Origin of the sequence: Autumnicola psychrophila (genome assembly GCF_031846645.1) — a bacterium.
GTDB classification, from domain to species: Bacteria; Bacteroidota; Bacteroidia; order Flavobacteriales; family Flavobacteriaceae; genus Autumnicola; species Autumnicola psychrophila.
The window spans coordinates 108,664-133,490 of the sequence record NZ_JAVRHN010000001.1 but is presented as its reverse complement, the minus strand read 5'-3'; the positions used below and the strand labels follow the sequence as shown (position 1 = coordinate 133,490).

General features: G+C 38.0%; 37 protein-coding genes. All 37 read left to right on the top strand.

Going from position 1 to position 24,827, the window contains the following annotated elements:
* Positions 1–204 precede the first annotated feature (204 nt).
* The 37 genes from rpsL to RM541_RS00460 all read left to right on the top strand — a co-directional run bounded on the left by rpsL (position 205) and on the right by RM541_RS00460 (position 24,826).
* Complete coding sequence (gene rpsL, locus RM541_RS00640; protein ID WP_010230128.1) at positions 205–579, top strand: 30S ribosomal protein S12; 375 nt, start codon at positions 205–207, stop codon at positions 577–579.
* Between the two features lie 85 nt (positions 580–664).
* Positions 665–1,141 (top strand): 30S ribosomal protein S7, encoded by a 477-nt coding sequence (rpsG, locus tag RM541_RS00635; protein WP_311494416.1) that lies wholly within the window; start codon positions 665–667, stop codon positions 1,139–1,141.
* Between the two features lie 5 nt (positions 1,142–1,146).
* Positions 1,147–3,258 (top strand): elongation factor G, encoded by a 2,112-nt coding sequence (gene fusA / locus RM541_RS00630; RefSeq protein ID WP_311498303.1) that lies wholly within the window; start codon positions 1,147–1,149, stop codon positions 3,256–3,258.
* Positions 3,259–3,268: 10 nt separating this feature from the next.
* Complete coding sequence (gene rpsJ, locus RM541_RS00625) at positions 3,269–3,574, top strand: 30S ribosomal protein S10 (RefSeq protein WP_007094989.1); 306 nt, start codon at positions 3,269–3,271, stop codon at positions 3,572–3,574.
* Positions 3,575–3,777: 203 nt separating this feature from the next.
* Positions 3,778–4,389, top strand: a complete 612-nt coding sequence (gene rplC, locus RM541_RS00620; protein WP_311494414.1) for a 50S ribosomal protein L3 — start codon at positions 3,778–3,780, stop codon at positions 4,387–4,389.
* Positions 4,389–5,018, top strand: coding sequence for a 50S ribosomal protein L4 (gene rplD, locus RM541_RS00615; protein WP_311498302.1), 630 nt, complete (start codon positions 4,389–4,391; stop codon positions 5,016–5,018). Before rplC ends, rplD begins: the two co-directional genes overlap by 1 nt.
* Positions 5,019–5,023: 5 nt before the next feature.
* Complete coding sequence (gene rplW / locus RM541_RS00610) at positions 5,024–5,314, top strand: 50S ribosomal protein L23 (protein ID WP_311494412.1); 291 nt, start codon at positions 5,024–5,026, stop codon at positions 5,312–5,314.
* A 9-nt stretch (positions 5,315–5,323) separates the two neighbouring features.
* Positions 5,324–6,151 carry a 50S ribosomal protein L2 gene (rplB, locus tag RM541_RS00605; RefSeq protein ID WP_311498301.1) on the top strand — a complete coding sequence of 276 codons (828 nt, stop codon included), beginning with the start codon at positions 5,324–5,326 and terminating at the stop codon, positions 6,149–6,151.
* Positions 6,152–6,157: 6 nt separating this feature from the next.
* Complete coding sequence (gene rpsS, locus RM541_RS00600; RefSeq protein ID WP_079721825.1) at positions 6,158–6,436, top strand: 30S ribosomal protein S19; 279 nt, start codon at positions 6,158–6,160, stop codon at positions 6,434–6,436.
* An 8-nt stretch (positions 6,437–6,444) separates the two neighbouring features.
* The gene (gene rplV, locus RM541_RS00595; protein WP_311498300.1) at positions 6,445–6,852 is read left to right on the top strand and encodes a 50S ribosomal protein L22; all 408 of its coding nucleotides are present in this window, start codon (positions 6,445–6,447) and stop codon (positions 6,850–6,852) included.
* Positions 6,853–6,859: 7 nt separating this feature from the next.
* Positions 6,860–7,585 carry a 30S ribosomal protein S3 gene (gene rpsC, locus RM541_RS00590; protein WP_311494409.1) on the top strand — a complete coding sequence of 242 codons (726 nt, stop codon included), beginning with the start codon at positions 6,860–6,862 and terminating at the stop codon, positions 7,583–7,585.
* 19 nt (positions 7,586–7,604) lie between these two features.
* A complete protein-coding gene (gene rplP / locus RM541_RS00585; RefSeq protein ID WP_311494408.1) occupies positions 7,605–8,024 on the top strand; it encodes a 50S ribosomal protein L16 in 420 nt (139 codons plus the stop codon).
* 11 nt (positions 8,025–8,035) lie between these two features.
* On the top strand, positions 8,036–8,227 hold the full coding sequence (rpmC, locus tag RM541_RS00580) for a 50S ribosomal protein L29 (protein ID WP_311484698.1): 192 nt from the start codon (positions 8,036–8,038) through the stop codon (positions 8,225–8,227).
* Positions 8,228–8,245: 18 nt separating this feature from the next.
* A complete protein-coding gene (rpsQ, locus tag RM541_RS00575; protein ID WP_311494406.1) occupies positions 8,246–8,503 on the top strand; it encodes a 30S ribosomal protein S17 in 258 nt (85 codons plus the stop codon).
* 3 nt (positions 8,504–8,506) lie between these two features.
* Complete coding sequence (gene rplN, locus RM541_RS00570; protein WP_311494405.1) at positions 8,507–8,875, top strand: 50S ribosomal protein L14; 369 nt, start codon at positions 8,507–8,509, stop codon at positions 8,873–8,875.
* Positions 8,876–8,887: 12 nt separating this feature from the next.
* Positions 8,888–9,199: a 50S ribosomal protein L24 gene (gene rplX, locus RM541_RS00565; protein ID WP_311494404.1), complete on the top strand. Its 312-nt coding sequence runs from the start codon at positions 8,888–8,890 to the stop codon at positions 9,197–9,199.
* 2 nt (positions 9,200–9,201) lie between these two features.
* Positions 9,202–9,753, top strand: coding sequence for a 50S ribosomal protein L5 (rplE, locus tag RM541_RS00560; protein ID WP_311498299.1), 552 nt, complete (start codon positions 9,202–9,204; stop codon positions 9,751–9,753).
* A 2-nt stretch (positions 9,754–9,755) separates the two neighbouring features.
* Complete coding sequence (rpsN, locus tag RM541_RS00555) at positions 9,756–10,025, top strand: 30S ribosomal protein S14 (RefSeq protein WP_311484693.1); 270 nt, start codon at positions 9,756–9,758, stop codon at positions 10,023–10,025.
* Positions 10,026–10,091: 66 nt separating this feature from the next.
* Positions 10,092–10,490: a 30S ribosomal protein S8 gene (gene rpsH, locus RM541_RS00550; RefSeq protein ID WP_311494403.1), complete on the top strand. Its 399-nt coding sequence runs from the start codon at positions 10,092–10,094 to the stop codon at positions 10,488–10,490.
* A 19-nt stretch (positions 10,491–10,509) separates the two neighbouring features.
* A complete protein-coding gene (rplF, locus tag RM541_RS00545; protein WP_311498298.1) occupies positions 10,510–11,052 on the top strand; it encodes a 50S ribosomal protein L6 in 543 nt (180 codons plus the stop codon).
* A gap of 12 nt (positions 11,053–11,064) precedes the next feature.
* Positions 11,065–11,418 carry a 50S ribosomal protein L18 gene (gene rplR / locus RM541_RS00540; RefSeq protein ID WP_311498297.1) on the top strand — a complete coding sequence of 118 codons (354 nt, stop codon included), beginning with the start codon at positions 11,065–11,067 and terminating at the stop codon, positions 11,416–11,418.
* Positions 11,419–11,424: 6 nt separating this feature from the next.
* Entirely contained in the window at positions 11,425–11,949 is a 525-nt protein-coding gene (gene rpsE, locus RM541_RS00535; protein ID WP_311494400.1) for a 30S ribosomal protein S5, read from the top strand.
* A 13-nt stretch (positions 11,950–11,962) separates the two neighbouring features.
* Positions 11,963–12,145 (top strand): 50S ribosomal protein L30, encoded by a 183-nt coding sequence (gene rpmD, locus RM541_RS00530; protein ID WP_311494399.1) that lies wholly within the window; start codon positions 11,963–11,965, stop codon positions 12,143–12,145.
* A gap of 8 nt (positions 12,146–12,153) precedes the next feature.
* Positions 12,154–12,606 (top strand): 50S ribosomal protein L15, encoded by a 453-nt coding sequence (gene rplO / locus RM541_RS00525; RefSeq protein ID WP_311498296.1) that lies wholly within the window; start codon positions 12,154–12,156, stop codon positions 12,604–12,606.
* Between the two features lie 10 nt (positions 12,607–12,616).
* Positions 12,617–13,954 (top strand): preprotein translocase subunit SecY, encoded by a 1,338-nt coding sequence (secY, locus tag RM541_RS00520; protein ID WP_311494397.1) that lies wholly within the window; start codon positions 12,617–12,619, stop codon positions 13,952–13,954.
* A 3-nt stretch (positions 13,955–13,957) separates the two neighbouring features.
* Positions 13,958–14,173: a translation initiation factor IF-1 gene (gene infA / locus RM541_RS00515; RefSeq protein WP_014031991.1), complete on the top strand. Its 216-nt coding sequence runs from the start codon at positions 13,958–13,960 to the stop codon at positions 14,171–14,173.
* Positions 14,174–14,293: 120 nt separating this feature from the next.
* Positions 14,294–14,410, top strand: coding sequence for a type B 50S ribosomal protein L36 (gene ykgO / locus RM541_RS00510; RefSeq protein ID WP_010519235.1), 117 nt, complete (start codon positions 14,294–14,296; stop codon positions 14,408–14,410).
* A gap of 2 nt (positions 14,411–14,412) precedes the next feature.
* Positions 14,413–14,787 carry a 30S ribosomal protein S13 gene (rpsM, locus tag RM541_RS00505; RefSeq protein WP_311494396.1) on the top strand — a complete coding sequence of 125 codons (375 nt, stop codon included), beginning with the start codon at positions 14,413–14,415 and terminating at the stop codon, positions 14,785–14,787.
* Between the two features lie 8 nt (positions 14,788–14,795).
* Positions 14,796–15,191: a 30S ribosomal protein S11 gene (gene rpsK / locus RM541_RS00500; RefSeq protein WP_311486054.1), complete on the top strand. Its 396-nt coding sequence runs from the start codon at positions 14,796–14,798 to the stop codon at positions 15,189–15,191.
* An 89-nt stretch (positions 15,192–15,280) separates the two neighbouring features.
* Positions 15,281–15,886, top strand: a complete 606-nt coding sequence (gene rpsD, locus RM541_RS00495) for a 30S ribosomal protein S4 (RefSeq protein ID WP_311498295.1) — start codon at positions 15,281–15,283, stop codon at positions 15,884–15,886.
* A gap of 20 nt (positions 15,887–15,906) precedes the next feature.
* Entirely contained in the window at positions 15,907–16,899 is a 993-nt protein-coding gene (locus tag RM541_RS00490; protein ID WP_311494394.1) for a DNA-directed RNA polymerase subunit alpha, read from the top strand.
* 40 nt (positions 16,900–16,939) lie between these two features.
* Positions 16,940–17,446: a 50S ribosomal protein L17 gene (gene rplQ / locus RM541_RS00485; RefSeq protein ID WP_311498294.1), complete on the top strand. Its 507-nt coding sequence runs from the start codon at positions 16,940–16,942 to the stop codon at positions 17,444–17,446.
* Positions 17,447–17,563: 117 nt separating this feature from the next.
* On the top strand, positions 17,564–18,676 hold the full coding sequence (carA, locus tag RM541_RS00480; protein ID WP_311498293.1) for a glutamine-hydrolyzing carbamoyl-phosphate synthase small subunit: 1,113 nt from the start codon (positions 17,564–17,566) through the stop codon (positions 18,674–18,676).
* Between the two features lie 780 nt (positions 18,677–19,456).
* A complete protein-coding gene (gene eno, locus RM541_RS00475; RefSeq protein ID WP_311494391.1) occupies positions 19,457–20,746 on the top strand; it encodes a phosphopyruvate hydratase in 1,290 nt (429 codons plus the stop codon).
* Positions 20,747–20,873: 127 nt separating this feature from the next.
* Positions 20,874–22,415: a glycogen synthase gene (locus tag RM541_RS00470; RefSeq protein WP_311498292.1), complete on the top strand. Its 1,542-nt coding sequence runs from the start codon at positions 20,874–20,876 to the stop codon at positions 22,413–22,415.
* Positions 22,416–22,549: 134 nt separating this feature from the next.
* Positions 22,550–23,833: a citrate synthase gene (locus tag RM541_RS00465; protein ID WP_311494389.1), complete on the top strand. Its 1,284-nt coding sequence runs from the start codon at positions 22,550–22,552 to the stop codon at positions 23,831–23,833.
* Positions 23,834–23,914: 81 nt separating this feature from the next.
* Positions 23,915–24,826, top strand: coding sequence for a dimethylarginine dimethylaminohydrolase family protein (locus RM541_RS00460; protein ID WP_311498291.1), 912 nt, complete (start codon positions 23,915–23,917; stop codon positions 24,824–24,826).
* The last annotated feature ends 1 nt before the right edge of the window (position 24,827 follow it).

The window sequence follows — 24,827 nt, the reverse complement described above, 5'->3', positions numbered from 1 at the left end:
TAGAAGAAATACAAGGTTTTCGTGATTTGGATACATTATCAATATTGACGTCACGCCTGCTTTATTTTTGAGAATAGGAGAGGAGTATATAAAAAGCACTGAAAATTAATTCATTATCGTTTGAATAATTTGTTTTTATTTCTACCTTTGCAAACCCTTAAAAATGGGGAGGTAAAATTTATTAATAATTAGGTAAAAGAAATTATGCCAACAATTTCACAATTAGTACGAAAAGGAAGAGCCAAAATAACTAAGAAGAGTAAATCGGCTGCTTTGGATTCGTGTCCTCAAAGGAGAGGGGTGTGTACGCGTGTGTATACTACCACTCCTAAAAAGCCTAACTCGGCTATGCGAAAAGTAGCGAGGGTTAGGTTGACAAACGGAAAAGAGGTGAATGCTTACATTCCGGGAGAGGGTCACAATTTACAAGAGCACTCGATAGTATTAGTTAGAGGCGGAAGGGTGAAAGATTTGCCAGGAGTTAGATATCACATCGTTCGTGGAGCTTTAGATACCGCTGGTGTCGAAGGTAGAACACAGCGTAGGTCTAAGTACGGTGCAAAACGCCCTAAGAAGTAAAACAAGGTTAGAGTTAAAGATAAAAGTATGGAGGTTCTTCTCTTTTATTGATGACAATTAACGATTAACTTATTACAAAGAAGAAATGAGAAAAAGACAGGCTAAGAAAAGACCACTTTTACCGGATCCTAAATTTAATGATCAACTTGTTACACGTTTTGTGAACATGATGATGTGGGACGGAAAAAAGTCGGTTGCCTTTAAGATTTTCTACGACGCAATTGATGTGGTAGAACAAAAGAAACAAGACGAGGAAAAATCCGGTTTGGAGATATGGAAAGATGCTCTTTCTAACGTTATGCCACACGTAGAAGTTCGAAGTAGACGTGTTGGTGGTGCGACATTTCAAATACCTATGCAGATTAGGCCAGACAGGAAAGTATCAACTGCTATGAAGTGGTTGATTAGCTTTGCTCGAAAGAGAAATGAAAAAGCTATGGCTCAAAAATTGGCGGCGGAAATTCTTGCTGCTGCTAAGGAAGAAGGTGCTGCAGTTAAGAGAAGGGTTGATACTCATAAGATGGCTGAAGCTAACAAAGCATTCTCTCACTTTAGATTCTAGAAAAAATGGCACAAAGAGATTTAAAATATACAAGGAATATAGGAATTGCGGCTCATATTGATGCTGGTAAAACAACAACAACAGAGCGTATCCTTTATTATACTGGTGTAAGTCACAAAATTGGAGAGGTTCATGACGGTGCTGCAACAATGGACTGGATGGAGCAAGAGCAGGAAAGAGGTATTACAATTACTTCTGCTGCGACTCACTGTAAGTGGATGTATAGAGACCAGGAATTTACAGTAAATATTATAGATACTCCTGGGCACGTTGACTTTACTGTAGAGGTAGAGCGTTCATTACGTGTTTTGGATGGGATGGTTGCATTGTTTAGTGCGGTAGACGGGGTAGAGCCTCAGTCTGAAACTGTATGGAGGCAGGCAGATAAATATAAAGTTCCGCGTTTGGGGTTTGTAAATAAAATGGATCGTCAGGGTGCTGACTTCTTTAATGTGTGTAAGCAGGTTAAGGAGATGTTGGGAGGTAATCCTGTTCCATTACAAGTTCCAATTGGGGATGAGATTGACTTTAAAGGAGTTGTGGATCTTATCTCTAAAAAGGCAGTTATCTGGAGTGATGAGGATATGGGGATGACTTACGAGATCATCGATATTCCTGAAGAGCTTAAAGCAGATGTTCAGAAATATCGTACTGAGCTTGTTGAGGCTGTTGCAGAGTATGACGAAGCTTTAATGGAGAAATTTTTCGAAGATGAAGATTCTATTACGGAAGACGAAATTATTGCTGCTTTAAGAGCTGCTACTATAGATATGTCTATTATACCTATGATGTGCGGTTCAGCCTTTAAAAATAAGGGTGTCCAGGCAATGCTGGATGCTGTGATGAGATATTTACCTTCTCCTGTAGATGTAGAGGCTATTGAAGGTACTAATCCGGAAACAGGTGAAGAAGAAAAGCGTAAGCCTAATGTAGATTCTCCATTTTCTGCTTTAGCTTTTAAAATCGCTACCGATCCTTTTGTTGGTCGTTTGGCTTTCTTTAGAACATATTCAGGTACGCTTGATGCTGGTTCATATGTGTTGAACGTTCGTTCAGGCAAAAAAGAGCGTATTTCCCGTATCTATCAAATGCACTCCAATAAACAGGAGCCGATAGATAAAATTGAAGCTGGGGATATTGGTGCGGCAGTAGGATTTAAAGATATTAAGACAGGAGATACTCTTACAGATGTAAATCATCCTATTGTTCTTGAGTCTATGACGTTCCCTGCACCGGTAATTGGTATTGCTGTTGAGCCTAAAACTAAGGCCGATGTGGATAAAATGGGTATGGCTTTGGCTAAACTAGCTGAAGAGGATCCAACGTTCCAGGTGAAGACTGATGAGAATTCTGGTCAAACTATTATATCTGGTATGGGAGAATTGCATATCGAGATTTTGGTAGATCGTTTGAAAAGAGAATTTAAGGTTGAAGTAAACGAAGGTCAACCTCAGGTTGAGTATAAGGAGACGGTAACCAGGAGCGCAGATCATAGGGAGGTTTATAAGAAACAGTCCGGTGGTCGTGGTAAGTTTGCTGATATTGTTTTTGAAATGGGTCCTGCAGACGAAGACTTTGAAGGTCCGGGACTGCAGTTCGTAGATGAAATTAAAGGTGGACGTATTCCAAAAGAATTTGTTCCCTCGGTACAAAAAGGATTTACAGAGGCTATGAAACACGGTCCTCTCGCTGGATTCCAGATGGATACCTTAAAAGTTGTTTTGAAAGACGGATCTTTCCACCCTGTGGATTCTGATCAACTTTCTTTCGAATTGGCTGCTAAAATGGGATATAAGGCAGCTGCCAAGAAAGCAGGGGCTGTTATCCTTGAACCAATCATGAAAAATGAAGTTGTTACTCCGGAAGAAAACATGGGTGATATTGTTGGTGACCTTAACAGAAGAAGGGGTCAGGTAAATAGTATGTCTGACAGATCTGGAGCTAAAGTTGTGAAGGCTGAAGTGCCGCTTTCTGAAATGTTTGGTTATGTAACGACATTAAGAACATTGTCTTCGGGTAGAGCAACTTCAACAATGGAATTCTCTCATTATGCTGAGACGCCTTCTAATATTTCTGAAGACGTGATAAAAGCAGCAAAGGGTACATCAAACGATTAATATTAGGAACATGAGTCAGAAAATAAGAATAAAACTAAAATCTTACGATCACAACCTGGTAGACAAGTCTGCTGAAAAGATTGTAAAAACCGTAAAAACTACGGGTGCTGTAGTTACCGGCCCAATTCCGTTACCTACACATAAAAAAATCTTTACAGTGTTGCGTTCTCCTCACGTGAACAAGAAATCCAGAGAGCAGTTTCAGTTAAGCTCATATAAGAGGCTTCTTGACATCTATAGTTCTTCATCAAAAACAATTGATGCTTTGATGAAGCTTGAATTACCGAGTGGGGTAGAAGTAGAGATTAAGGTGTGATAGTTATAGGCTGAAAATTGACATTTTCAGTGACATGTCCTGAGCAGTTGGCGAGGGAAAAACGGAAGAAAGATACATTCAGGGCGAAAGTATTTTTCTGCCCTGAATTTTTTTAAGATAATTTCTTTCCCCAACCCTATAGGGAAAGCAGTTTTAGATTTTGATAAAGAATAGGGAATAAAAATTAATAATAATTAAGAATTATGTCTGGGTTAATAGGAAAAAAAATAGGCATGACCAGCATCTTTGACGAAAATGGGAAAAATATCCCTTGTACCGTTATTGAGGCAGGACCATGTGTAATTACCCAAGTCAGAACCAATGAGGTTGACGGGTACGAAGCGCTTCAACTTGGTTTCGATGACGCAAAGACTGCAAACAAGGCTGCTACAGGGCATGCTAAAAAAGCAGGAAGCGCTCCAAAGCGTAGAGTCGTTGAATTCCAGGGTTTTGATGGGGATTATAAATTAGGCGACGCTATAACTGTGGAGCATTTTGCTGAAGGTGAATTTGTTGATATAGCAGGTACATCTAAAGGTAAAGGTTTTCAGGGTGTTGTTAAAAGACACGGCTTTGGTGGTGTAGGTCAAGCGACCCACGGTCAGCATAACCGTTTAAGAGCTCCTGGTTCTATTGGTGCTGCATCATATCCTGCGAGAGTTTTCAAGGGAATGAAAATGGCCGGAAGAATGGGTGGCGAAAAAGTAAAAGTAGAAAACCTGAGAGTTTTAAAAGTTGTTGCAGATAAGAACCTTTTAGTAGTAAAAGGAGCTGTTCCGGGACATAAAAACTCATACGTAATCATTAGTAAGTAATGGAAGTAGCAGTTTTAGATATAAAAGGAAAAGAAACAGGTAGAAAGGCAAGCCTTTCTGATGCTGTTTTCGCTATAGAGCCAAACGATCACGCTGTTTATCTTGATGTTAAACAGTACCTGGCGAATCAACGCCAGGGAACGCACTCGGCTAAAGAGCGTGCAGAGATTGTTGGTAGTACTCGAAAAATTAAGAAGCAGAAAGGTACTGGTACAGCACGTGCTGGTAGTATTAAGTCTCCTATTTTTAGAGGTGGTGGTCGTGTTTTTGGTCCAAGACCAAGAAACTATGGTTTTAAATTAAATAAAAACCTAAAGCGTTTGGCAAGAAAATCTGCTTTGTCTATCAAAGCAAATGACAAATCAATTATTGTTGTGGAAGATTTCCAATTTGATGCACCAAAAACCAAAAATTTCAAAGATGTTTTGAAGGCCTTAGGCATTGAAAACAAAAAATCTCTGATAGTGTTGGGTGGGTCAAATAAAAACGTATATTTGTCATCACGAAATTTGAAAACCTCTGAAGTTGTAAGTAGCACAGAATTAAGTACTTATAAAATATTAAATGCAAATAATATTGTATTTTTAGAAGGTTCTCTAGAAGGAATTGAGTCGAATTTAAGTAAATAAACGGTATGAGTGTCTTAATAAAACCTATTATTACAGAGAAAGCCACGGCTGATAGCGAGTTGAATAACTGCTATTCGTTTGTGGTAAATAATAAGGCGAATAAGATTGAAATTAAAGACGCGGTTGAGTCTGCTTATGGCGTTTCAGTTACTAAAGTTCGCACAATGAATGTCCGTCCAGATCGCAAAACCAGGTATACAAAATCTGGGATGATTACTGGTAAAACTTCAGCTTACAAAAAAGCTTTAGTACAGGTGACGGAAGGTGAAACTATTGATTTATACAGTAATCTTTAAGATTAAAAAATGTCAGTTAGAAAATTAAAACCAATCACCCCTGGTCAGCGTTTTAGAGTAGTTAATGGGTTTGACGCCATTACTACTGACAAGCCGGAGAAAAGCTTATTAGCTCCGATAAAAAAATCAGGTGGTAGAAACAGTCAGGGAAAAATGACCATGCGCTATAAAGGTGGTGGTCATAAAAGACGTTACAGAGTAGTTGATTTTAAAAGGGATAAGCAGGGTATTCCTGCTACTGTGGCTGGTATACAGTACGATCCCAATAGGACTGCCTTTATTGCTTTATTGAATTATCAGGATGGTGAGAAAAGGTATATTATTGCTCAAAACGGTTTGCAGGTAGGTCAAAATGTTGTGTCAAGTAATGAGGCTGCGGCTCCGGAAATCGGAAATGCTATGCCTTTGGCTAACATTCCTCTTGGTACCGTTATTTCGTGTATCGAACTCAGAGCTGGTCAAGGAGCCGTTATGGCTCGTAGTGCTGGTGCTTTTGCTCAATTGTTGGCAAGAGAAGGGAAATATGCGACCATAAAACTACCTTCAGGGGAAATTAGAAGAGTACTTTCTACGTGTATGGCTACTATTGGTGCTGTTTCAAACAGTGATCATCAGTTGCAGATTTCTGGTAAAGCTGGTAGGAAACGTTGGTTAGGTAGAAGGCCTAGAACCAGACCTGTTGTGATGAACCCTGTAGATCACCCAATGGGTGGTGGTGAAGGTAGAGCTTCAGGTGGTCACCCACGTTCTAGAAAAGGTTTACCTGCTAAAGGGTTTAAAACCAGATCTAAGACCAAGTCGAGTAATAAATATATTGTAGAACGTAGAAAGAAATAATAAGATATGGCACGTTCATTAAAAAAAGGACCTTACGTTCACTATAAGTTAGATAAGAAAGTTGCTCAAAACGTTGAGTCTGGTAAGAAGGCGGTTATCAAAACCTGGTCACGCGCTTCCATGATTACTCCAGATTTCGTTGGGCAAACTATAGCAGTTCATAATGGGAAACAATTTGTTCCTGTTTATGTTACTGAGAACATGGTAGGACATAAATTAGGAGAATTTTCACCAACACGTTCTTTTAGAGGGCATGCTGGTGCGAAAAATAAAGGTAAAAGATAATTGAAGCTATGGGAGTTCGTAAAAGAGAAAGAGCAGAGCAAATAAAAGAAGCCAAGAAACAGGTAGCTTTTGCAAAATTAAATAACTGCCCTACTTCGCCAAGAAAAATGCGCTTAGTTGCGGATTTGGTTCGTGGAGAGAAAGTAGAAAAAGCGCTTCAGATATTGAAATTCAGTCAGAAAGAAGCATCAGGACGCGTGGAGAAGCTTTTGCTTTCGGCTATTGCCAACTGGCAGGCTAAGAATGAGGATGCAAATCTTGAGGAAGCTGAATTATTTGTAAAAGAGATTCGTGTAGACGGTGGAAGTATGCTGAAGAGACTTCGTCCGGCACCACAGGGTCGAGCACACCGAATTAGAAAAAGATCCAATCACGTTACATTGGTGCTTGGAGCAAACAACAATACACAAAGCTAAGAAGAGTATGGGACAGAAGACAAATCCAATCGGAAATCGCCTTGGTATTATCAGAGGATGGGAATCTAACTGGTACGGAGGAAATGACTACGGCGATAAATTAGCCGAAGACGATAAGATTAGAAAGTATATCCATGCTCGCCTCTCGAAAGCGAGTGTATCTAGGGTGATTATTGAGCGTACCCTAAAGCTTGTAACCGTTACTATCACCACTGCAAGACCTGGTATTATTATTGGGAAAGGCGGACAGGAGGTAGACAAGCTGAAAGAAGAGCTTAAGAAGATTACCGATAAGGAGGTTCAAATTAACATCTTTGAAATTAAAAGGCCGGAACTTGATGCTCATTTAGTAGCATCCAGTGTTGCAAGACAAATTGAGAATCGTATTTCTTATCGTCGTGCAATTAAAATGGCTGTTGCGGCTGCAATGAGGATGAATGCTGAAGGAATCAAAATTCAGATTTCCGGACGTTTAAACGGTGCTGAAATGGCACGTAATGAATCCTATAAAGATGGAAGAATTCCTTTGTCTACTTTTAGGGCCGATATTGATTATGCTTTAGTTGAAGCTCATACTACTTATGGTAGATTGGGTGTTAAAGTATGGATCATGAAAGGTGAAGTGTACGGAAAAAGAGAACTTTCCCCACTTGTTGGTCTTGCAAAGAAACAAGGAGGTAAAGGAGGATCGGGATCCGGACGAGGTGGTAATAAATCACGTCGTAGAAAGTAATTTTTTAAAGTAAAGAAAAATGTTACAACCTAAAAGAACAAAATATCGTAAGCAACAAAAAGGCCGCATGAAAGGAAATGCCGGAAGAGGACATAGACTTTCAAATGGAACTTTCGGGATCAAATCAATGGATTCTAGTTTCATTACATCTCGCCAAATAGAGGCTGCGCGTATTGCTGCTACTCGTTACATGAAAAGGGAAGGGTCTATTTGGATTAAGATATTTCCAGATAAACCAATTACAAAGAAACCTCTTGAAGTACGTATGGGTAAAGGTAAGGGTGCTGTAGAGTATTGGGCAGCTGTTGTGAAACCAGGAAGAATTATGTTTGAAATTGGCGGAGTGCCGATGGATGTTGCTAAAGAGGCGTTGCGTCTTGCTGCACAAAAACTTCCTGTGAAAACTAAATTTGTTGTAGCTAGAGATTATCAAGCTTAATATATAATTTTATGAAACAATCAGAAGTAAAGGAACTGTCTGTGGCAGAATTACAAGAAGAGCTTGGAAAATCTAGAAAAGCATATTCAGATTTGAAAATGGCTCATGCAGTTTCGCCACTGGAGAACCCTATACAGTTAAGAACTGTAAGAAGAAGCATAGCGAGACTTGCTACAGAGTTAAATAAAAGAGAACAACAATAATTGTTATTCTGCTGAAAGATGGAAAAAAGAAACTTAAGAAAAGAGCGTGTAGGCGTAGTTACAAGTAATAAAATGCAGAAGTCCATTGTGGTTTCTGAAGTTAAGAAAGTAAAGCACCCTATGTACGGAAAGTTCGTTTTAAAAACTAAAAAGTACGTAGCACACGACGAGACAAACGACTGCAATGAAGGTGATACTGTAAGGATCATGGAAACAAGACCTTTAAGTAAATCCAAAACTTGGAGATTAGTAGAAATAATTGAAAGAGCGAAGTAAACCATGGTACAACAAGAGTCCAGACTAAGAGTAGCAGATAATACAGGTGCTAAAGAAGTTTTAGCTATACGTGTATTAGGAGGTACAAAGAAAAGATACGCTTCTGTTGGAGACAAAATAGTTGTCAGCGTAAAAGAGGCTACACCTAACGGAAACATCAAGAAGGGTGCAGTTTCAACAGCAGTTGTTGTGCGTACCAGGAAAGAAGTTCGCAGGCCAGACGGATCTTATATCCGTTTTGATGATAATGCCTGTGTTCTGTTAAACCCAACGGGAGAAATGCGTGGTACACGTGTGTTTGGTCCGGTGGCGAGAGAACTTCGTGATAAGCAATTCATGAAAATTGTATCATTGGCACCAGAAGTGCTTTAATACATTAAAAAGATGACAAAGCTTAAAATAAAATCAGGAGATACAGTTCGCGTTATTGCCGGAGAGCATAAAGGACAGGAAGGTAAGGTGCAAAAAGTACTTCTGGATAAGAATAAGGCTATTGTGGAAGGTGTAAATGAGATCTCTAAACATGAGAAACCAAGTGCAGCTAATCCACAAGGAGGCATTAAAAAGAAAGAAGCTCCTATTCATGTATCTAATCTTGCGCTTATTGACAAGAATGGTGAAACAACAAGAGTTGGTTACAAAACGGAGGATGGAAAGAAAGTGAGATTTTCCAAAAAATCTAATGAAGTAATATAGTTATGGCATACGTACCAAGACTTAGACAAGAGTATAACGACAGAGTAAAATCTGCTCTTACAGAAGAATTCAGCTACTCCAATATTATGGAAGTGCCAAAGCTTGAGAAGATAGTGATAAGCCGTGGAGTTGGTGGAGCTGTTGCAGATAAAAAGCTTATTGATTACGCTTTAGATGAATTAACTGCTATTAGCGGTCAAAAGGCAGTGTCTACAATTTCAAAAAAGGATGTTGCTTCATTTAAACTACGTAAGGGAATGCCAATTGGTGCTAAAGTCACTTTGCGGGGTTATAGAATGTATGAATTTTTAGATCGTTTAATTACTAGTGCACTGCCACGTGTACGTGATTTTAACGGAATTAAGGCGAATGGTTTTGATGGTAGAGGAAATTATAATTTGGGTGTAACAGAACAAATTATTTTTCCTGAAATTGATATAGATGCAGTTAATAGAATTGCTGGGATGGATATCACTTTTGTTACCACGGCCTCTACCGATAAGGAAGCTAAATCACTGTTAACCGAACTAGGATTACCTTTTAAAAAGAATTAATTATGGCTAAAGAATCAATGAAAGCCCGTGAGGTGAAGAGACAAAAAATGGTAGAAAAATACGCTGAAAAACGTAAGGCTTTGAAAGAAGCTGGAGATTATGAGGCGTTACAGAAATTACCAAAAAATGCTTCCCCTGTACGCTTGCACAATCGTTGTAAACTAACTGGCCGTCCAAGAGGATATATGAGACAATTCGGTCTTTCCCGTGTAACTTTTAGGGAAATGGCTAATAATGGATTGATTCCTGGGGTAAGAAAAGCAAGTTGGTAAGAATATAAATGGGTGGAAGGTTCTTTGGATATTTTCTGGGAAAACCACTACCAAAAATAAATAGAGATGAATACAGATCCGATTGCAGATTATTTAACAAGGATTAGAAATGCTGTTGCGGCAAACCACAGGGTGGTTGAGATCCCGGCTTCTAACCTTAAGAAAGAAATTACAAAAATTTTATTCGATCAGGGTTATATCCTTAGTTATAAATTTGAGGATACGACCGCTCAGGGAAGTATAAAGATTGCTCTTAAGTATGATAAATCTACTAAAGAGTCCGTAATTAAAGATATTCAAAGAATAAGTAAACCCGGTTTACGTAAGTATTCTGGTGCCAGCGAACTACCTAGAATTTTGAACGGTTTAGGTATTGCTATTGTTTCTACTTCACATGGAGTTATGACAGGAAAGCAGGCGCAAGCTGAGAAAGTTGGTGGCGAAGTATTGTGTTACGTTTACTAATACTTAAAAGACTTAAACAATGTCAAGAATAGGTAAAAGCCCAATTACAGTTCCAGAAGGTGTTGATATTAACATAGATGGAAACGTAATAACGGTAAAAGGAAAATTAGGAGAGCTTAAGCAGGAAATTAATGACATCGATTTTAATATCGAGGATGGAGTTATTTATTTTGAGAGATCTTCTGAAAAAAGTGATCAGAAAGCGAAGCATGGTTTGTACCGCGCTTTGGTTAATAATATGATAACTGGTGTTACTGAAGGATATACCAAGAAATTGGAATTGGTAGGTGTAGGTTACAGAGCATCTAACCAGGGTCAAAAATTAGATTTGGCTGTTGGGTTTTCCCATAATATTGTGCTAGATTTGGCGCCCGAAGTTAAAGTGGAAACAGTTTCTGAAAAAGGGAAAAACCCTGTCATAAAGCTTACTTCTTACGACAAACAATTGGTTGGACAAATTGCGGCGAAAATCCGTTCATTTAGAACACCAGAGCCTTATAAAGGTAAAGGTATCAAGTTTGTTGGAGAGCAATTAAGAAGAAAAGCAGGTAAATCAGCTTAATAAAGTTTAGATATGGCATTTTCAAAAGAAAAGAGAAGACAAAAAATAAAGAAGCGTATCCGTAGGGATATTACAGGAACTGGAAGCCGTCCAAGATTATCTGTTTTTAGGAGTAATAAAGAAATTTATGCTCAGATTATAGATGATGTTGAAGGTAAGACCTTAGCAGCAGCTTCTTCAAGAGATAAAAACATTTCTTCAGTTGAAGGTAAGATGGAGCAAGCTACTTTGGTAGGTAAGTCCCTTGCTGAGAAAGCTAAAGAAGCTGGAATAGAAACTATTTCTTTCGATAGAAGTGGTTACTTGTATCACGGAAGAGTTAAATCATTAGCAGAAGGTGCTCGAGAAGGAGGACTAAAATTCTAAGAAATTATGTATCAAGATTATAAAAACGTAGAGCACGTTAAACCGGGAGGACTTGAGTTAAAAGATCGTCTTGTTGGAGTTCAGCGTGTTACAAAAGTTACTAAAGGAGGTAGAGCATTTGGTTTTTCTGCTATCGTAGTAGTAGGAGATGAAAATGGTGTTGTAGGGCAAGGTTTAGGGAAATCTAAAGAAGTTGCTGACGCTATTTCCAAGGCTGTAGAGGATGCTAAAAAGAATTTGGTCAGAATTCCTTTAACTAAAGGAACTCTTCCGCATGAGCAAAAAGGTAAGTATGGTGGAGCGAGAGTATTGCTACTTCCAGCTGCCACGGGTACAGGTATTATTGCTGGTGGTCCAATTCGTGCTGTACTGGAATCAGTAGGTGTGCATGATGTACTTTCGAAGAACCAGGGATCTTCCAACCCTCATAACGTGGTTAAAGCTACTTTTGATGCTTTATTGCAATTACGAAGTGCAGAGACTGTTGCTAAGCAAAGAGGAATTTCGTTAGACAAGGTATTTAAAGGATAAATCAAGGACAGAGATGGGAAAGATTAGAGTTACAAAAGTAAGAAGTGCTATTAACCGTAGTAAGAACCAGAAATTAGTTCTGGAATCTTTAGGTCTTAAGAAGATTGGTCAGACGGTGGAGCATGATGAGACGCCAAACATCCTTGGTATGGTAAATAAAGTTAAACATTTAGTTTCTGTAGAAGGAACAAAATAATAATACACATGGATTTAAGTAACTTAAGACCTGCAGAAGGTTCAGTTAAAAGTAATAACAAGCGTGTAGGCCGCGGAGAAGGATCCGGGAAAGGTGGTACTGCTACCAGAGGTCACAAAGGGGCCAAATCACGTTCTGGTTACTCCAAGAAAATTGGATTTGAAGGAGGTCAGATGCCGCTGCAACGCCGTGTTCCTAAATTTGGATTCAACAACAGAAATCGTAAGGTATATCAAGGTGTTAACCTAGATACTCTTCAGTCACTTGTGGATGAAGGTAGAATAAAGGATACTGTAGATATGGATGTGCTTGTTGAAAATGGATTGGCTGGAAAGAATGAGCTTGTTAAGATATTAGGTAGAGGTGAATTAAAAGCAAAGTTGAAAATATCTGTTCATAAATTTACTGCCTCAGCGAAAGAAGCTATTGTAGCTGCCGGAGGTGAAGTTGTAACTTTATAATAGAAATCAAATGAAATTCATCAATACTATTAAGAATATTTGGAAAATCGAGGAACTAAAAAATAGAATTTTAGTAACCCTCGGTTTACTCCTTGTATATCGTTTTGGAGCGCAGGTTGTGCTTCCCGGAATAGACGCATCGCAATTGGCTAATCTTGCCAATCAAACTGATGGAGGACTTTTAGGTCTTCTTAATGCGTTTACAGGCGGGGCATTTTCTAATGCATCCGTTTTTGCTTTGGGAATTATGCCCTACATCTCTGCTTCCATTGTAGTTCAATTGATGGGGATCGCTATTCCTTATCTTCAGAAATTGCAGAAAGAGGGAGAAAGTGGTCGAAGAAAAATTAACCAAATCACACGTTGGTTAACCATAGCTATTACACTGGTACAGGGACCTGGTTATATTTACAACTTATTTGCGACTCTTCCGCAGGGCGCTTTTATGTTGGGTGATACAATAACCTTCGTAGCCTCTTCTGTGGTGATCCTTACAACAGGTACCATATTTGCTATGTGGTTAGGTGAAAAAATTACAGATAAAGGTATTGGTAATGGTATTTCATTATTAATTATGGTTGGTATTATTGCAACTTTACCACAAGCTTTTATTCAGGAGTTCGCTTCCAGAGTTTTTGAATCTAATGGAGGATTAATAATGATCCTTATTGAGTTGGTAATCTGGTTTACGATTATTCTTGCTTCTGTAATGCTAGTCATGGCAGTTCGTCAAATTCCTGTTCAGTATGCAAGGAGAAGTGCTTCTGGAGGTTATGAGAAGAATGTTTTTGGTTCGAGACAATATATTCCATTAAAATTAAATGCTTCGGGTGTTATGCCTATCATTTTTGCCCAGGCAATTATGTTTATACCTCTTGCTGTTGTTGGAGTTTCAGATTCTGATGCAGCACAGGGATTAGCAACAGTGTTTAGTGATATATTTGGATTTTGGTATAATCTTGTTTTTGCTTTATTGATTATTATATTCACATATTTTTATACAGCAATCACTGTACCTACCAACAAGATGGCCGATGACCTTAAGAGAAGTGGAGGTTTTATTCCGGGAATTCGTCCTGGAACCGAGACCGCGGAGTTTTTAGATCGGGTAATGTCACAAATTACTTTACCTGGTTCTATATTCCTTGCCTTAATAGCTGTGTTCCCGGCGATAGTTGTTAGTTTGCTGGGTGTGCAACAAAATTGGGCTTTATTTTTTGGAGGTACTTCGCTTTTAATTATGGTGGGAGTTGCTATAGATACGATGCAACAAGTGAATTCATATCTGCTTAACAGGCATTATGACGGATTAATGAAATCAGGTAAGAACAGAAAAGCAGTAGCTTAAATTATGGCAAAACAACCAGCAATTGAACAGGATGGAACGATTATCGAGGCATTATCCAATGCGATGTTTCGTGTTGAATTAGAAAATGGTCACGTTGTGACTGCACATATCTCTGGTAAGATGCGTATGCACTACATTAAATTGTTGCCCGGGGATAAAGTGAAACTGGAAATGAGCCCTTACGATTTAACTAAGGCTCGAATTACATACAGATACTAATTTAGAATTGAGCTATTTAATTTTTTTTCAGTACTTTTGCAACCTGAAAAAAAATTATGTAGCAATAATATTGGATGTAAATTTCAGTTTTACATCCGGTAAACATAAAAAACTGAAGAGATGAAAGTTAGAGCATCAATAAAAAAGAGAAGCGCCGACTGTAAAATAGTTCGCAGAAAAGGCAGGCTTTACGTAATTAACAAAAAGAATCCTAGATTTAAACAAAGACAAGGCTAATTATGGCAAGAATTGCAGGGGTTGATATACCTAAACAAAAGCGAGGAGTTATAGCATTGACCTATATCTTCGGAATTGGCAAAAGCAGGGCTCAAAGCATCCTGGAAGAGGCCAAAGTAGATGAGAGTAAAAAAGTTTCCGACTGGGATGATGATGAGATTGGTCGTATTCGTGAAGCTGTAGGTAATTATCAAATCGAAGGAGAGTTACGTACTGAGGTTCAATTGAGTATCAAACGTCTAATGGATATTGGAAGTTACAGAGGTATCAGACATAGATCTGGTTTACCTTTAAGAGGTCAAAGAACCAAAAACAACTCAAGAACCAGAAAAGGTAGAAGAAAAACAGTTGCTAATAAGAAAAAAGCGACTAAATAGTAAGTAATATGGCAAAGGCAACAAAAAAGGCTGTTCAGAAGAAACGCAAAGTTATCGTTGAGGCTAATGGAGAGGCACATGTTACTGCTTCTTTTAATAATATCATTATCTCTTTGACAAACAAAAAGGGTGATGTTGTATCCTGGTCTTCAGCTGGTAAAATGGGCTTTAGAGGTTCTAAAAAGAACACTCCTTACGCGGCTCAGTTAGCAGCAGAAGATGCATCTAAAGTAGCTCACGAAGCTGGTTTGCGTAAAGTAAAAGTATACGTGAAAGGACCGGGTAATGGTAGAGAATCTGCTATTCGTTCCCTTCATAATAGTGGTATCGAAGTAACCGAGATTATTGATGTTACACCACTTCCACACAATGGATGTCGTCCTCCTAAAAGACGTAGAGTTTAATTAATAAGTATAATAATAAGAAAGGATATTACGATTATCGAAGGACAGTGACCTTAATTCATAATCCCTTTCTAATAAATTAAAATTTAATGGCAAGATATACTGGTCCAAAGACAAAAATAGCCCGTAAATTCGGTGAAGCTATTTTCGGAGACGATAAATCTTTTGAGAAAAGAAACTATCCTCCTGGACAGCACGGAAACAACCGTCGTCGTGGAAAGAAATCTGAGTACGCTATCCAGTTAATGGAGAAACAAAAAGCGAAATATACTTATGGTATTCTTGAGCGTCAATTTAGAAACATGTTTGAAAAAGCAACAAGATCAACTGGAATTACCGGTGAGGTGCTTTTACAATTATGTGAATCACGTTTAGATAATGTGGTATATAGAATGGGGATCTCTCCATCCAGGAGAGGTGCAAGACAATTAGTTTCCCACAGGCATATTACCGTAAATGGGGAACAAGTAAATATTCCTTCTTATCAGTTAAAAGCTGGAGATGTTGTAGGAGTAAGAGAAAAGTCTAAATCTTTGCAGGCAATTCAGGATTCACTTGCTAATTCTAGCAGTGTATACGAATGGATTACCTGGAATAATGAGACAAAAGAAGGAACTTTCGTTTCTGTACCTGGAAGGGTGCAGATTCCGGAAAATATAAATGAACAATTCATCGTCGAATTATATTCGAAGTAATAATTCACAGAAGTCGTAATATGGCAATACTAAATTTTCAGAAGCCCGATAAAGTTATAATGATTGATTCAACCGATTTCGAAGGGAAATTTGAGTTTCGCCCTTTGGAACCAGGATATGGATTGACCGTTGGTAACGCTTTAAGAAGAGTGCTGTTATCTTCATTAGAAGGATTCGCGATTACTTCAGTTAGAATTGAAGGAGTAGAGCACGAATTTTCTACTATCCCGGGAGTGGTTGAAGATGTAACAGAAATTATCCTAAACCTGAAGCAGGTTAGGTTCAAGAGGCAAATTGATGAAATAGATAACGAAGCCGTTACAATTTCTGTTTCCGGAGAGGATCAACTTACTGCAGGTCATTTTCAGAAATTCATTTCAGGATTTCAGGTTCTAAACCCAGATCTTGTAGTGTGTCACCTTGACAAAAAGGTGAACGTGAATATGGAGATCACCATTGAAAAAGGTAGAGGTTATGTTCCGGCTGAAGAAAATAAAAAATCCAATGCGCCTTTAGGAACTATTTTTACAGACTCTATTTATACACCAATAAAAAATGTAAAGTATAGTATCGAAAACTATCGTGTAGAACAGAAAACTGACTACGAAAAATTGGTTTTTGAAATCATTAGTGATGGTTCTATTCATCCTAAGGATGCTTTAACAGAGGCTGCCAAGACTTTAATTCACCACTTCATGTTGTTCTCTGACGAGCGCATCACTCTGGAAGCTGATGAAATTGCTCAAACTGAAACTTATGATGAAGAATCTCTTCACATGAGACAATTATTGAAAACCAAACTGGTAGATATGGATCTTTCAGTGAGAGCTTTGAATTGTTTAAAAGCGGCTGAAGTTGATACCCTTGGAGACCTTGTATCATATAACAAGAACGATCTTATGAAATTCAGAAACTTCGGTAAGAAGTCTTTGACAGAACTTGAAGAGCTTGTTAATAATAAAGGTTTAAACTTTGGTATGGACCTTTCAAAATATAAATTAGATAAAGACTAGTTCATTCTTTAATGAATTCTAGATCTAAAAGAGAATAGTAATGAGACACGGAAAGAAAATAAATCATTTAGGGCGTAAAACTGCACACCGCAAGTCTATGTTGGCGAATATGGCATGTTCCCTAATTGAGCACAAACGCATTAATACCACTGTTGCCAAAGCCAAAGCTTTAAGAGTTTTTGTTGAACCTTTAGTAACCAAATCTAAAGAAGATACTACTCATAACAGGAGATTGGTTTTTAGTAAACTTCGTGATAAGGATTCAGTAAGTGAATTGTTTCGTGAAGTTGCACCTAAAGTTGGAGATCGTCCGGGTGGATACACAAGGGTGATTAAATTAGGTAACAGATTGGGAGATAATGCTGACATGGCAATGATCGAACTGGTAGATTATAACGAAACTTATAATCTTGAAAAACCAGAGAAGAAAAAATCTACTCGTAGAGCAGGTAAGAAAAAATCTACTACAGATGCACCGGCTCCACAAGCAGAAACTAAATCTGAAGAAACTACTTCAGAAAATAAGGAAGATAAAAAAGAAGAATAGATGATTCTTTTAAATCAAAAATTAGAAAAAAGGATAAGCTCTGTGAGTTTATCCTTTTTTTATATACATTAATCAAATAATAAGTACGAAGCGAAATTAACTGAAGTTTTTTTACCTATGAAATATCAAACTAAGAAAAAAGCAATTGTATTACTTGCAGATGGTACAATTTTTCATGGCAAACTTGTTGGAGACAAAGGAGGTACTGCCTTTGGGGAAGTCTGTTTTAATACAGGGATGACTGGTTATCAGGAAATATTTACAGATCCTTCTTATTTCGGACAAATTATGGTGACCACAAATGCCCACATTGGGAATTATGGCACTAATGAGAATGAAGAAGAAGCCGATACAGCCCAAATTTCGGGTCTTATTTGTAAAAACTTCAGCTACTTTCATTCAAGACCGGCAGCAGATATGTCCCTTCAGGATTTTCTGAAGAAAAGTGATCTCTTCGCTATTTCAGATGTGGATACCCGTGCCCTTGTTACCTATATCCGGAAAAATGGGGCAATGAATGCTATTATTTCTTCCGATGTTGATAATATTGAAGGGCTTAAAAAGCAACTTGCCGATGTTCCTGATATGAATGGTTTAGAGCTGGCATCAAAAGTGTCCACTAAAGAGCCGTATTTCTTCGGAAATAAAGATGCTAAACATAAAGTAGCGGTTTTGGATGTGGGAGTAAAAAGAAGTATTCTAAAGCACCTGGCCAATCGTGATGTTTACTGTAAAGTATTTCCATACGACAGCAGTTACAGTGAAATGAAAGAATGGGAAGCAGATGGTTATTTGCTCTCCAATGGTCCTGGTGATCCCGCACCACTCGAAGGCGCTATTCAAGTGGCTAAAGACATTATGGAAGAGGATAAACCTTTAATGGGAATTTGCCTTGGTCACCAAATAATAGCTCTTGCAAACGGAATAGGTACTTATAAAATGCACCACGGTCACAGAGGTATAAATCATCCGATCCTTAACCTACAGACAGGAAAAGGGGAAATGACTTCTCAAAACCACGGATTTTCGGTGAATAAAGAAGAAGCTGAAAATCATCCCGATGTGGAGGTTACCCATACACATTTGAACGATCATACGGTTGCTGGAATAAAGATGAAGAACAAGAATTGTTTCTCTGTACAATACCATCCGGAAGCAAGTCCGGGTCCAAATGATGCTCATTATCTTTTTGATGAATTCTTAGATAGGCTCCAGCCTGTCAATGCGTAATTAAAAATATACTATATATTATTAGAAGCCCGAAAATTGATGTTTTCGGGCTTTTCTTTTTATGTCATCAATAGCATTTCATTTCTAATTTAATAATTGGAATTTTTGGGAGAATAGAGGTCGATATTTGCCATTTTTAGCACCTCCGTTCTTCGCTTGACTTTCAGGGGGAAGCTAAAAAGCATTTTCTTCTTCCAAAATAACAAGTTCCTCTTAAAATTCCACCTTGTGAAGCAAAAAGAGGCAAAAACACCCGAAGTTGTAGGTTTTGTGCTTCATTTTCTAATTTTTTAGCCGGAATTTTCACCAAAGCTAATTTTTGACCGTGCTTTTCAAGTCAATCTGAAGCTTCAGCCTAAAATTGACAATTATCAGCTAGGGATTATGGCTTTTTTCAACTTTACCAGCTCATTCATTTTAGAAATCCTCTGGACATTTCCCGGTAATAAAGCGTATCCTCTTAATCGGCAATTATCGACCTATAAATTTTTCTGCATTGAATAACCATGCCTCTCCTGCAAGGTTTTTAAAACTTTGTAGGTCTGGAACGCGAATAGATTTATCTTAATAAAATGAAGCTAATAAGCGTTCCAAATTTCAGACATTTAGAATAATTCTTATAATATGCGGCTGTCGTGCGAAAAAATTGATTTAATGGGGACGAAGAAAACGTTTTAGTGAATTTTAAACTATAAAAGCCTTAAAACTAAACCTATTCCTCGCAATTTTAGGGGCTTCTTTGTATATTGCAGATTAATCAATTAACTAATTAAACAGACTATGAGTGTTATAGTAGATATTCATGCACGTCAGATTTTTGACTCTAGGGGAAATCCTACGGTAGAGGTGGATGTAATTACAGAAAATGGAATTTTAGGAAGGGCTGCTGTGCCTTCAGGTGCTTCAACAGGTGAACATGAGGCTGTAGAGCTTCGTGATGGTGGAAGTGATTTCATGGGAAAAGGAGTGACCAAGGCAGTAGAAAATGTAAATAAGACGATTTCAGAAAAATTATTGGGCTATTCGGTTTTTCAACAAAATCAAATCGATCAGGCTATGATCGATTTAGATGGAACGCCAAATAAATCCCAGTTGGGAGCGAATGCCATTCTTGGTGTTTCACTTGCCGTGGCTAAGGCTGCAGCCAACGAACTTGGTCTTCCGTTATATCGTTATGTTGGTGGGGTGAGCGCAAACACGCTTCCTGTACCTATGATGAACATTATTAATGGCGGTTCGCACAGTGATGCTCCAATCGCTTTTCAGGAATTTATGGTGATGCCGGTAAAGGCTAAAGATTTCTCTCATGCTTTAAAAATGGGTACAGAGATCTTCCATAACCTTAAGAAGGTGTTGCATGACCGGGGTCTAAGTACTGCTGTTGGGGACGAAGGTGGTTTTGCGCCAACTTTAGACGGAACTGAAGATGCTTTGGATACTATCCTTAAAGCTATAGAAAATGCAGGTTACAAAGGTGGAGATGATGTTATGATCGCTCTGGATTGTGCTGCTGCTGAATTCTACGAGAACGGAAAGTATGATTATAAGAAATTTGAAGGAGACTCAGGAAAAATAAGAAGCAGTCAGGAGCAGGCAGACTATCTAGCTGAACTTTCTTCAAAGTACCCAATCATTTCTATTGAAGATGGAATGGATGAGAACGACTGGGAGGGCTGGAAAGCTTTAACCGAAAAAATTGGAGACAAAGTACAACTTGTAGGAGACGATTTATTCGTAACCAACGTTGAAAGACTTTCACGAGGTATCGATGAAAAGATCGCTAACTCCATTCTTATTAAAGTGAACCAGATTGGTACTTTAACCGAAACTATTGCGGCAGTAAATATGGCTCATAATGCAGGTTACACTTCTGTAATGTCTCACCGTTCTGGTGAAACTGAAGATAATACAATTGCAGATCTTGCCGTTGCTTTAAATACAGGACAGATTAAGACAGGTTCTGCTTCACGTAGCGACCGTATGGCAAAATACAATCAGCTAATTAGAATAGAAGAAGAGCTTGGGGATACGGCTTATTATCCTGCTGAAAAAGCTTTTAAGTTAAAATAAATTAGATCATAAATTATTCAAAACCCCTCAATTACTGAGGGGTTTTTTTATGATATTTACCAATTCGTTAGCGGAATTTTAGCAAATAAATAATTAACTTATAGTTCTAACCAACTTATAACTTTTTATGAATAAATTTCTATTTGTAGCTGCAGAAAATGATGCTATTGCTAAGTGTAAAGCGGGTGGAATGGGAGATGTAGTTCGTGATGTTCCACGGCAGATTGCGGAGAGAGGAGATACAGCTCATGTTATAACACCTTCTTATTCACGTTTGCACGAACAGGGTACTTTCATAAGTCAGTTAAATTTTAACCTAAGGGGGGAAACGTATAGTGCCGATTTATATAAAGTTCAACCAAAAACTGAATTTGAAAATATTCACCATTACGTAATTCATCATCCTGATATAAAAGCGGGTGACATTGCTCATATCTACCACAATGATTTAACTGAACCTTTCTTTACCGATGCTATTAAATTTATTATTTTTTGTACAGCAGTAGCTGAAGCTATAAAGAGTGGGGCGTTTGGTAAACTGGACGTTGTGCATTTGCATGACTGGCATTCCAGTCTCGTTCTTTTTCTTAGAAGGTTTCACCCCGCTTACCAGTCGCTTAAGGAGATCCGTTTTGTCTACACGATACATAATCTTGCTATCCAGGGCATTCGTCCTTTTTCTGGAAGTTATTCTTCTGTCGAGAACTGGTTTCCAGACCTGGAACTTAATTATGAAGAATTGCAGGATCACAGGTTCCGGGATTGTATAAACCTTATGGCTATAGGAATTCGTTTTGCCGATGCCGTGCATACCGTATCGCCATCTTATAAAGAAGACATTCTTAAACCCAGTGCTCCGCCCGAGTTTATAGGTGGTGAAGGACTTGAAGAAGAACTGAAGCAAGCCAATAAGGAAGGTAGGTTGTTTGGTATTCTAAACGGAGCAAATTATTCTAATATTAATAAAGTTGAAAAAGGAATTCTTTTCAGGCAATGCATCCGTAGGTTGTTCAGGTGGTTACAGGAAGAAAAGAAAGATTATAAAGCGCATTATCTGGCTCATACAGGAGAAAAGCTTACAAGGTTTCAACAAGATAATCCAGCTTTTATTTGCACCAGTGTCGCCCGTCTTACCGAACAGAAATTTTATTTTTTTCATCAGGATCCAGGCCTTCTTCCAGAACTTATGAAGAAGCTAAATGAGAACAACGGTGTCTTCATTCTCTTAGGAACCGGCGCACCAGAATATGAATCTATTTTTAGGGCTGCCAGCTATGAGCATAAGAATTTTATTTTCATTAATGCGCAATCAGAAAGTATCATCGATATGCTTTATCAGGAATCAGATCTTTATTTGATGCCGAGCCTTTTTGAACCTTGTGGCATTAGCCAGATGTTGGCCATGAGGAATGGCCAGCCTTGTTTAGTCCATGAAACAGGTGGCTTAAAGGATACAGTAGTTCATAAGAAAACAGGTTTTAGTTTTAGCGGAGATACACTCGAGGAAAAGAAGCAGAATTTTATACAGGTTTTTTCTGAAACAGTAGATTTGTTTTTCAATGATAAAAAAGAATGGAAAAAGATTTGCAGCAATGCCAAAAAGCAAAAGTTTACATGGAAAAAATCAGTAGACGATTATTATAAACATTTGTACTCTATAAATTCTTAAGGAATAGGAAATAATGATATTTAAACCGCTCTACCCCCCTGTTAATTATACCTTAAACACAATTTATCAATTGATATACTTGTTAATTTTTCTTAATTTCGCAATTATAGTAAGTCTAATCAGAAACAATCAAAATGTCAGATAAAGCGTCATTAGAATATCAAGGAAAAAAATATGAGTTTCCGGTTGTCAAAGGCACCGAAAATGAAATAGGAGTAGATATAAAAACTCTGCGTTCTCAAGCTGGTATTATCACTTTGGACCGGGGATTTAAAAATACCGGAAGTTGCGAAAGTGCAATCACTTTCCTGGATGGGGAGAAAGGAGTTTTAAGATACCGTGGATACGCTATTGAAGATCTTGCAGAAAAAGCTGATTTTCTTGAAGTAGCTTACTTATTGATTTTCGGTGAGCTTCCTACTAAAGAACAGCTTGACAAATTCTATTCAGATATAAAAGAAGAATCTGAAGTAGATGAAGAAATGAAAAAGATTTTGGATGGTTTTCCAAAATCGGCACATCCAATGGGAGTGCTTTCTTCTCTTACCAGTGCATTAATCGCTTTTAATCCTTCTTCTGTAGATGTTTCTTCAGAAGCAGATATGTATAAAGCTATAGTTAAAATTCTCGGAAAATTTCCTGTATTGGCAGCCTGGACTTTAAGGAAGAAAAAAAGTGATCCTCTTAATTATGGTGATGACTCGCTTGGTTATGTAGAGAATCTGCATAAAATGATGTTTGAGAAACCCGGGAAGAAGTATAGCGTAGACAAAGCTGTCATTAATGCTTTGGATAAGCTTCTTATTTTGCATGCAGATCATGAGCAGAACTGTTCTACTTCAACGGTAAGAATGGTGGGGTCTTCTCATGCTGGTCTTTTTGCTTCAATTTCAGCAGGTATTTCTGCCCTTTGGGGACCTTTACATGGAGGTGCCAATCAGGCGGTTATAGAAATGCTTGAGAAAATTAAAGAAGACGGTGGGGATACTAAAAAATTCATGGCTAAAGCCAAGGATAAAGAAGATCCTTTCAGATTAATGGGCTTTGGACACAGGGTTTATAAGAACTTTGATCCACGCGCTAAAATTATTAAAAAGTCAGCAGATGAAGTTCTTGGTCAGTTAGGAATCGATGATCCTGTTTTGGATATCGCCAAAGGCCTGGAAAAAGAAGCTTTGGAAGATGATTATTTCGTAAAAAGAAAATTATATCCTAATGTAGATTTCTATTCTGGAATAATTTATCGTGCACTTGGAATTCCAGTAGAGATGTTTACTGTTATGTTTGCTCTTGGACGTTTGCCGGGCTGGATTGCACAATGGAGAGAAATGAGGTTAATGAAAGAACCAATTGGGCGTCCACGTCAGATTTATATTGGTGAAGGACTAAGAGAATTTAAAAATTTAGATAATAGATAATTCTATATTTCACATTATTAATTTCCGAAAAAAGCTTCATCTCTGCATGAGGCTTTTTTTATATTTGCAAAAAATTGCAGGATGCACTTAAATATTAATAATGAAACCGGTCGATTAAGGGCTGTGATCTTGGGAACTGCAGAAAGTACGGGTGGTATTCCGGAAGTTTCTAAAGCTTATGATCCTAAATCCATTGAACATATAAAAGCGGGAACTTATCCTAAAGAGGAGGATATGATCAACGAAATAGAATCTGTTGCCGCTGTATTGAAAAAGTACGATGTGAACGTCTATAGGCCTAAAGTTATTGAGAATTATAATCAAATTTTTGCCCGGGACATTGCTTTTGTTATTGAGGACAAATTTGTAACTGCCAATATATTACCCGATAGGGAGCAGGAAATCGAAGCCATTAGTCATATAATGAACCAGATACCCTCAGAAAAAATAATAGAATTACCTGAAAATGCGCATATAGAAGGGGGTGACGTGATGCCTTTTGGTGACTATATTCTGGTTGGCACTTACACCGGCGAAGATTATAAAAATTATATCACAGCAAGAACAAACAAGCACGCAGTAGATGCGTTGCGGGAGATTTTTCCGAAAAAGAAAGTGGTTCCGTTTAACCTGAAGAAATCCAATACAGAAGCCCGGGAGAATGCACTGCACCTCGACTGTTGTTTTCAGCAGGTTGGGAAGGATAAAGCAATAATTTATAAAGGCGGATTTCTTGATGAAAGGGAGTATAAATGGCTGATAAACCTCTTCGGAAGTAAAAATATATTCGAGATAACGCGGGATGAGATGTACCACATGTATTCCAATGTTTTCTCCATATCTGAAGATGTGGTAATTTCAGAAAGAAATTTTAGCAGGCTAAACAACTGGCTCAGGGAGAATGACATTACTGTAGAAGAAGTTCCTTATGCGGAAATTTCAAAACAGGAAGGATTATTGCGCTGTTCTACATTACCCTTAATAAGGGATTAAA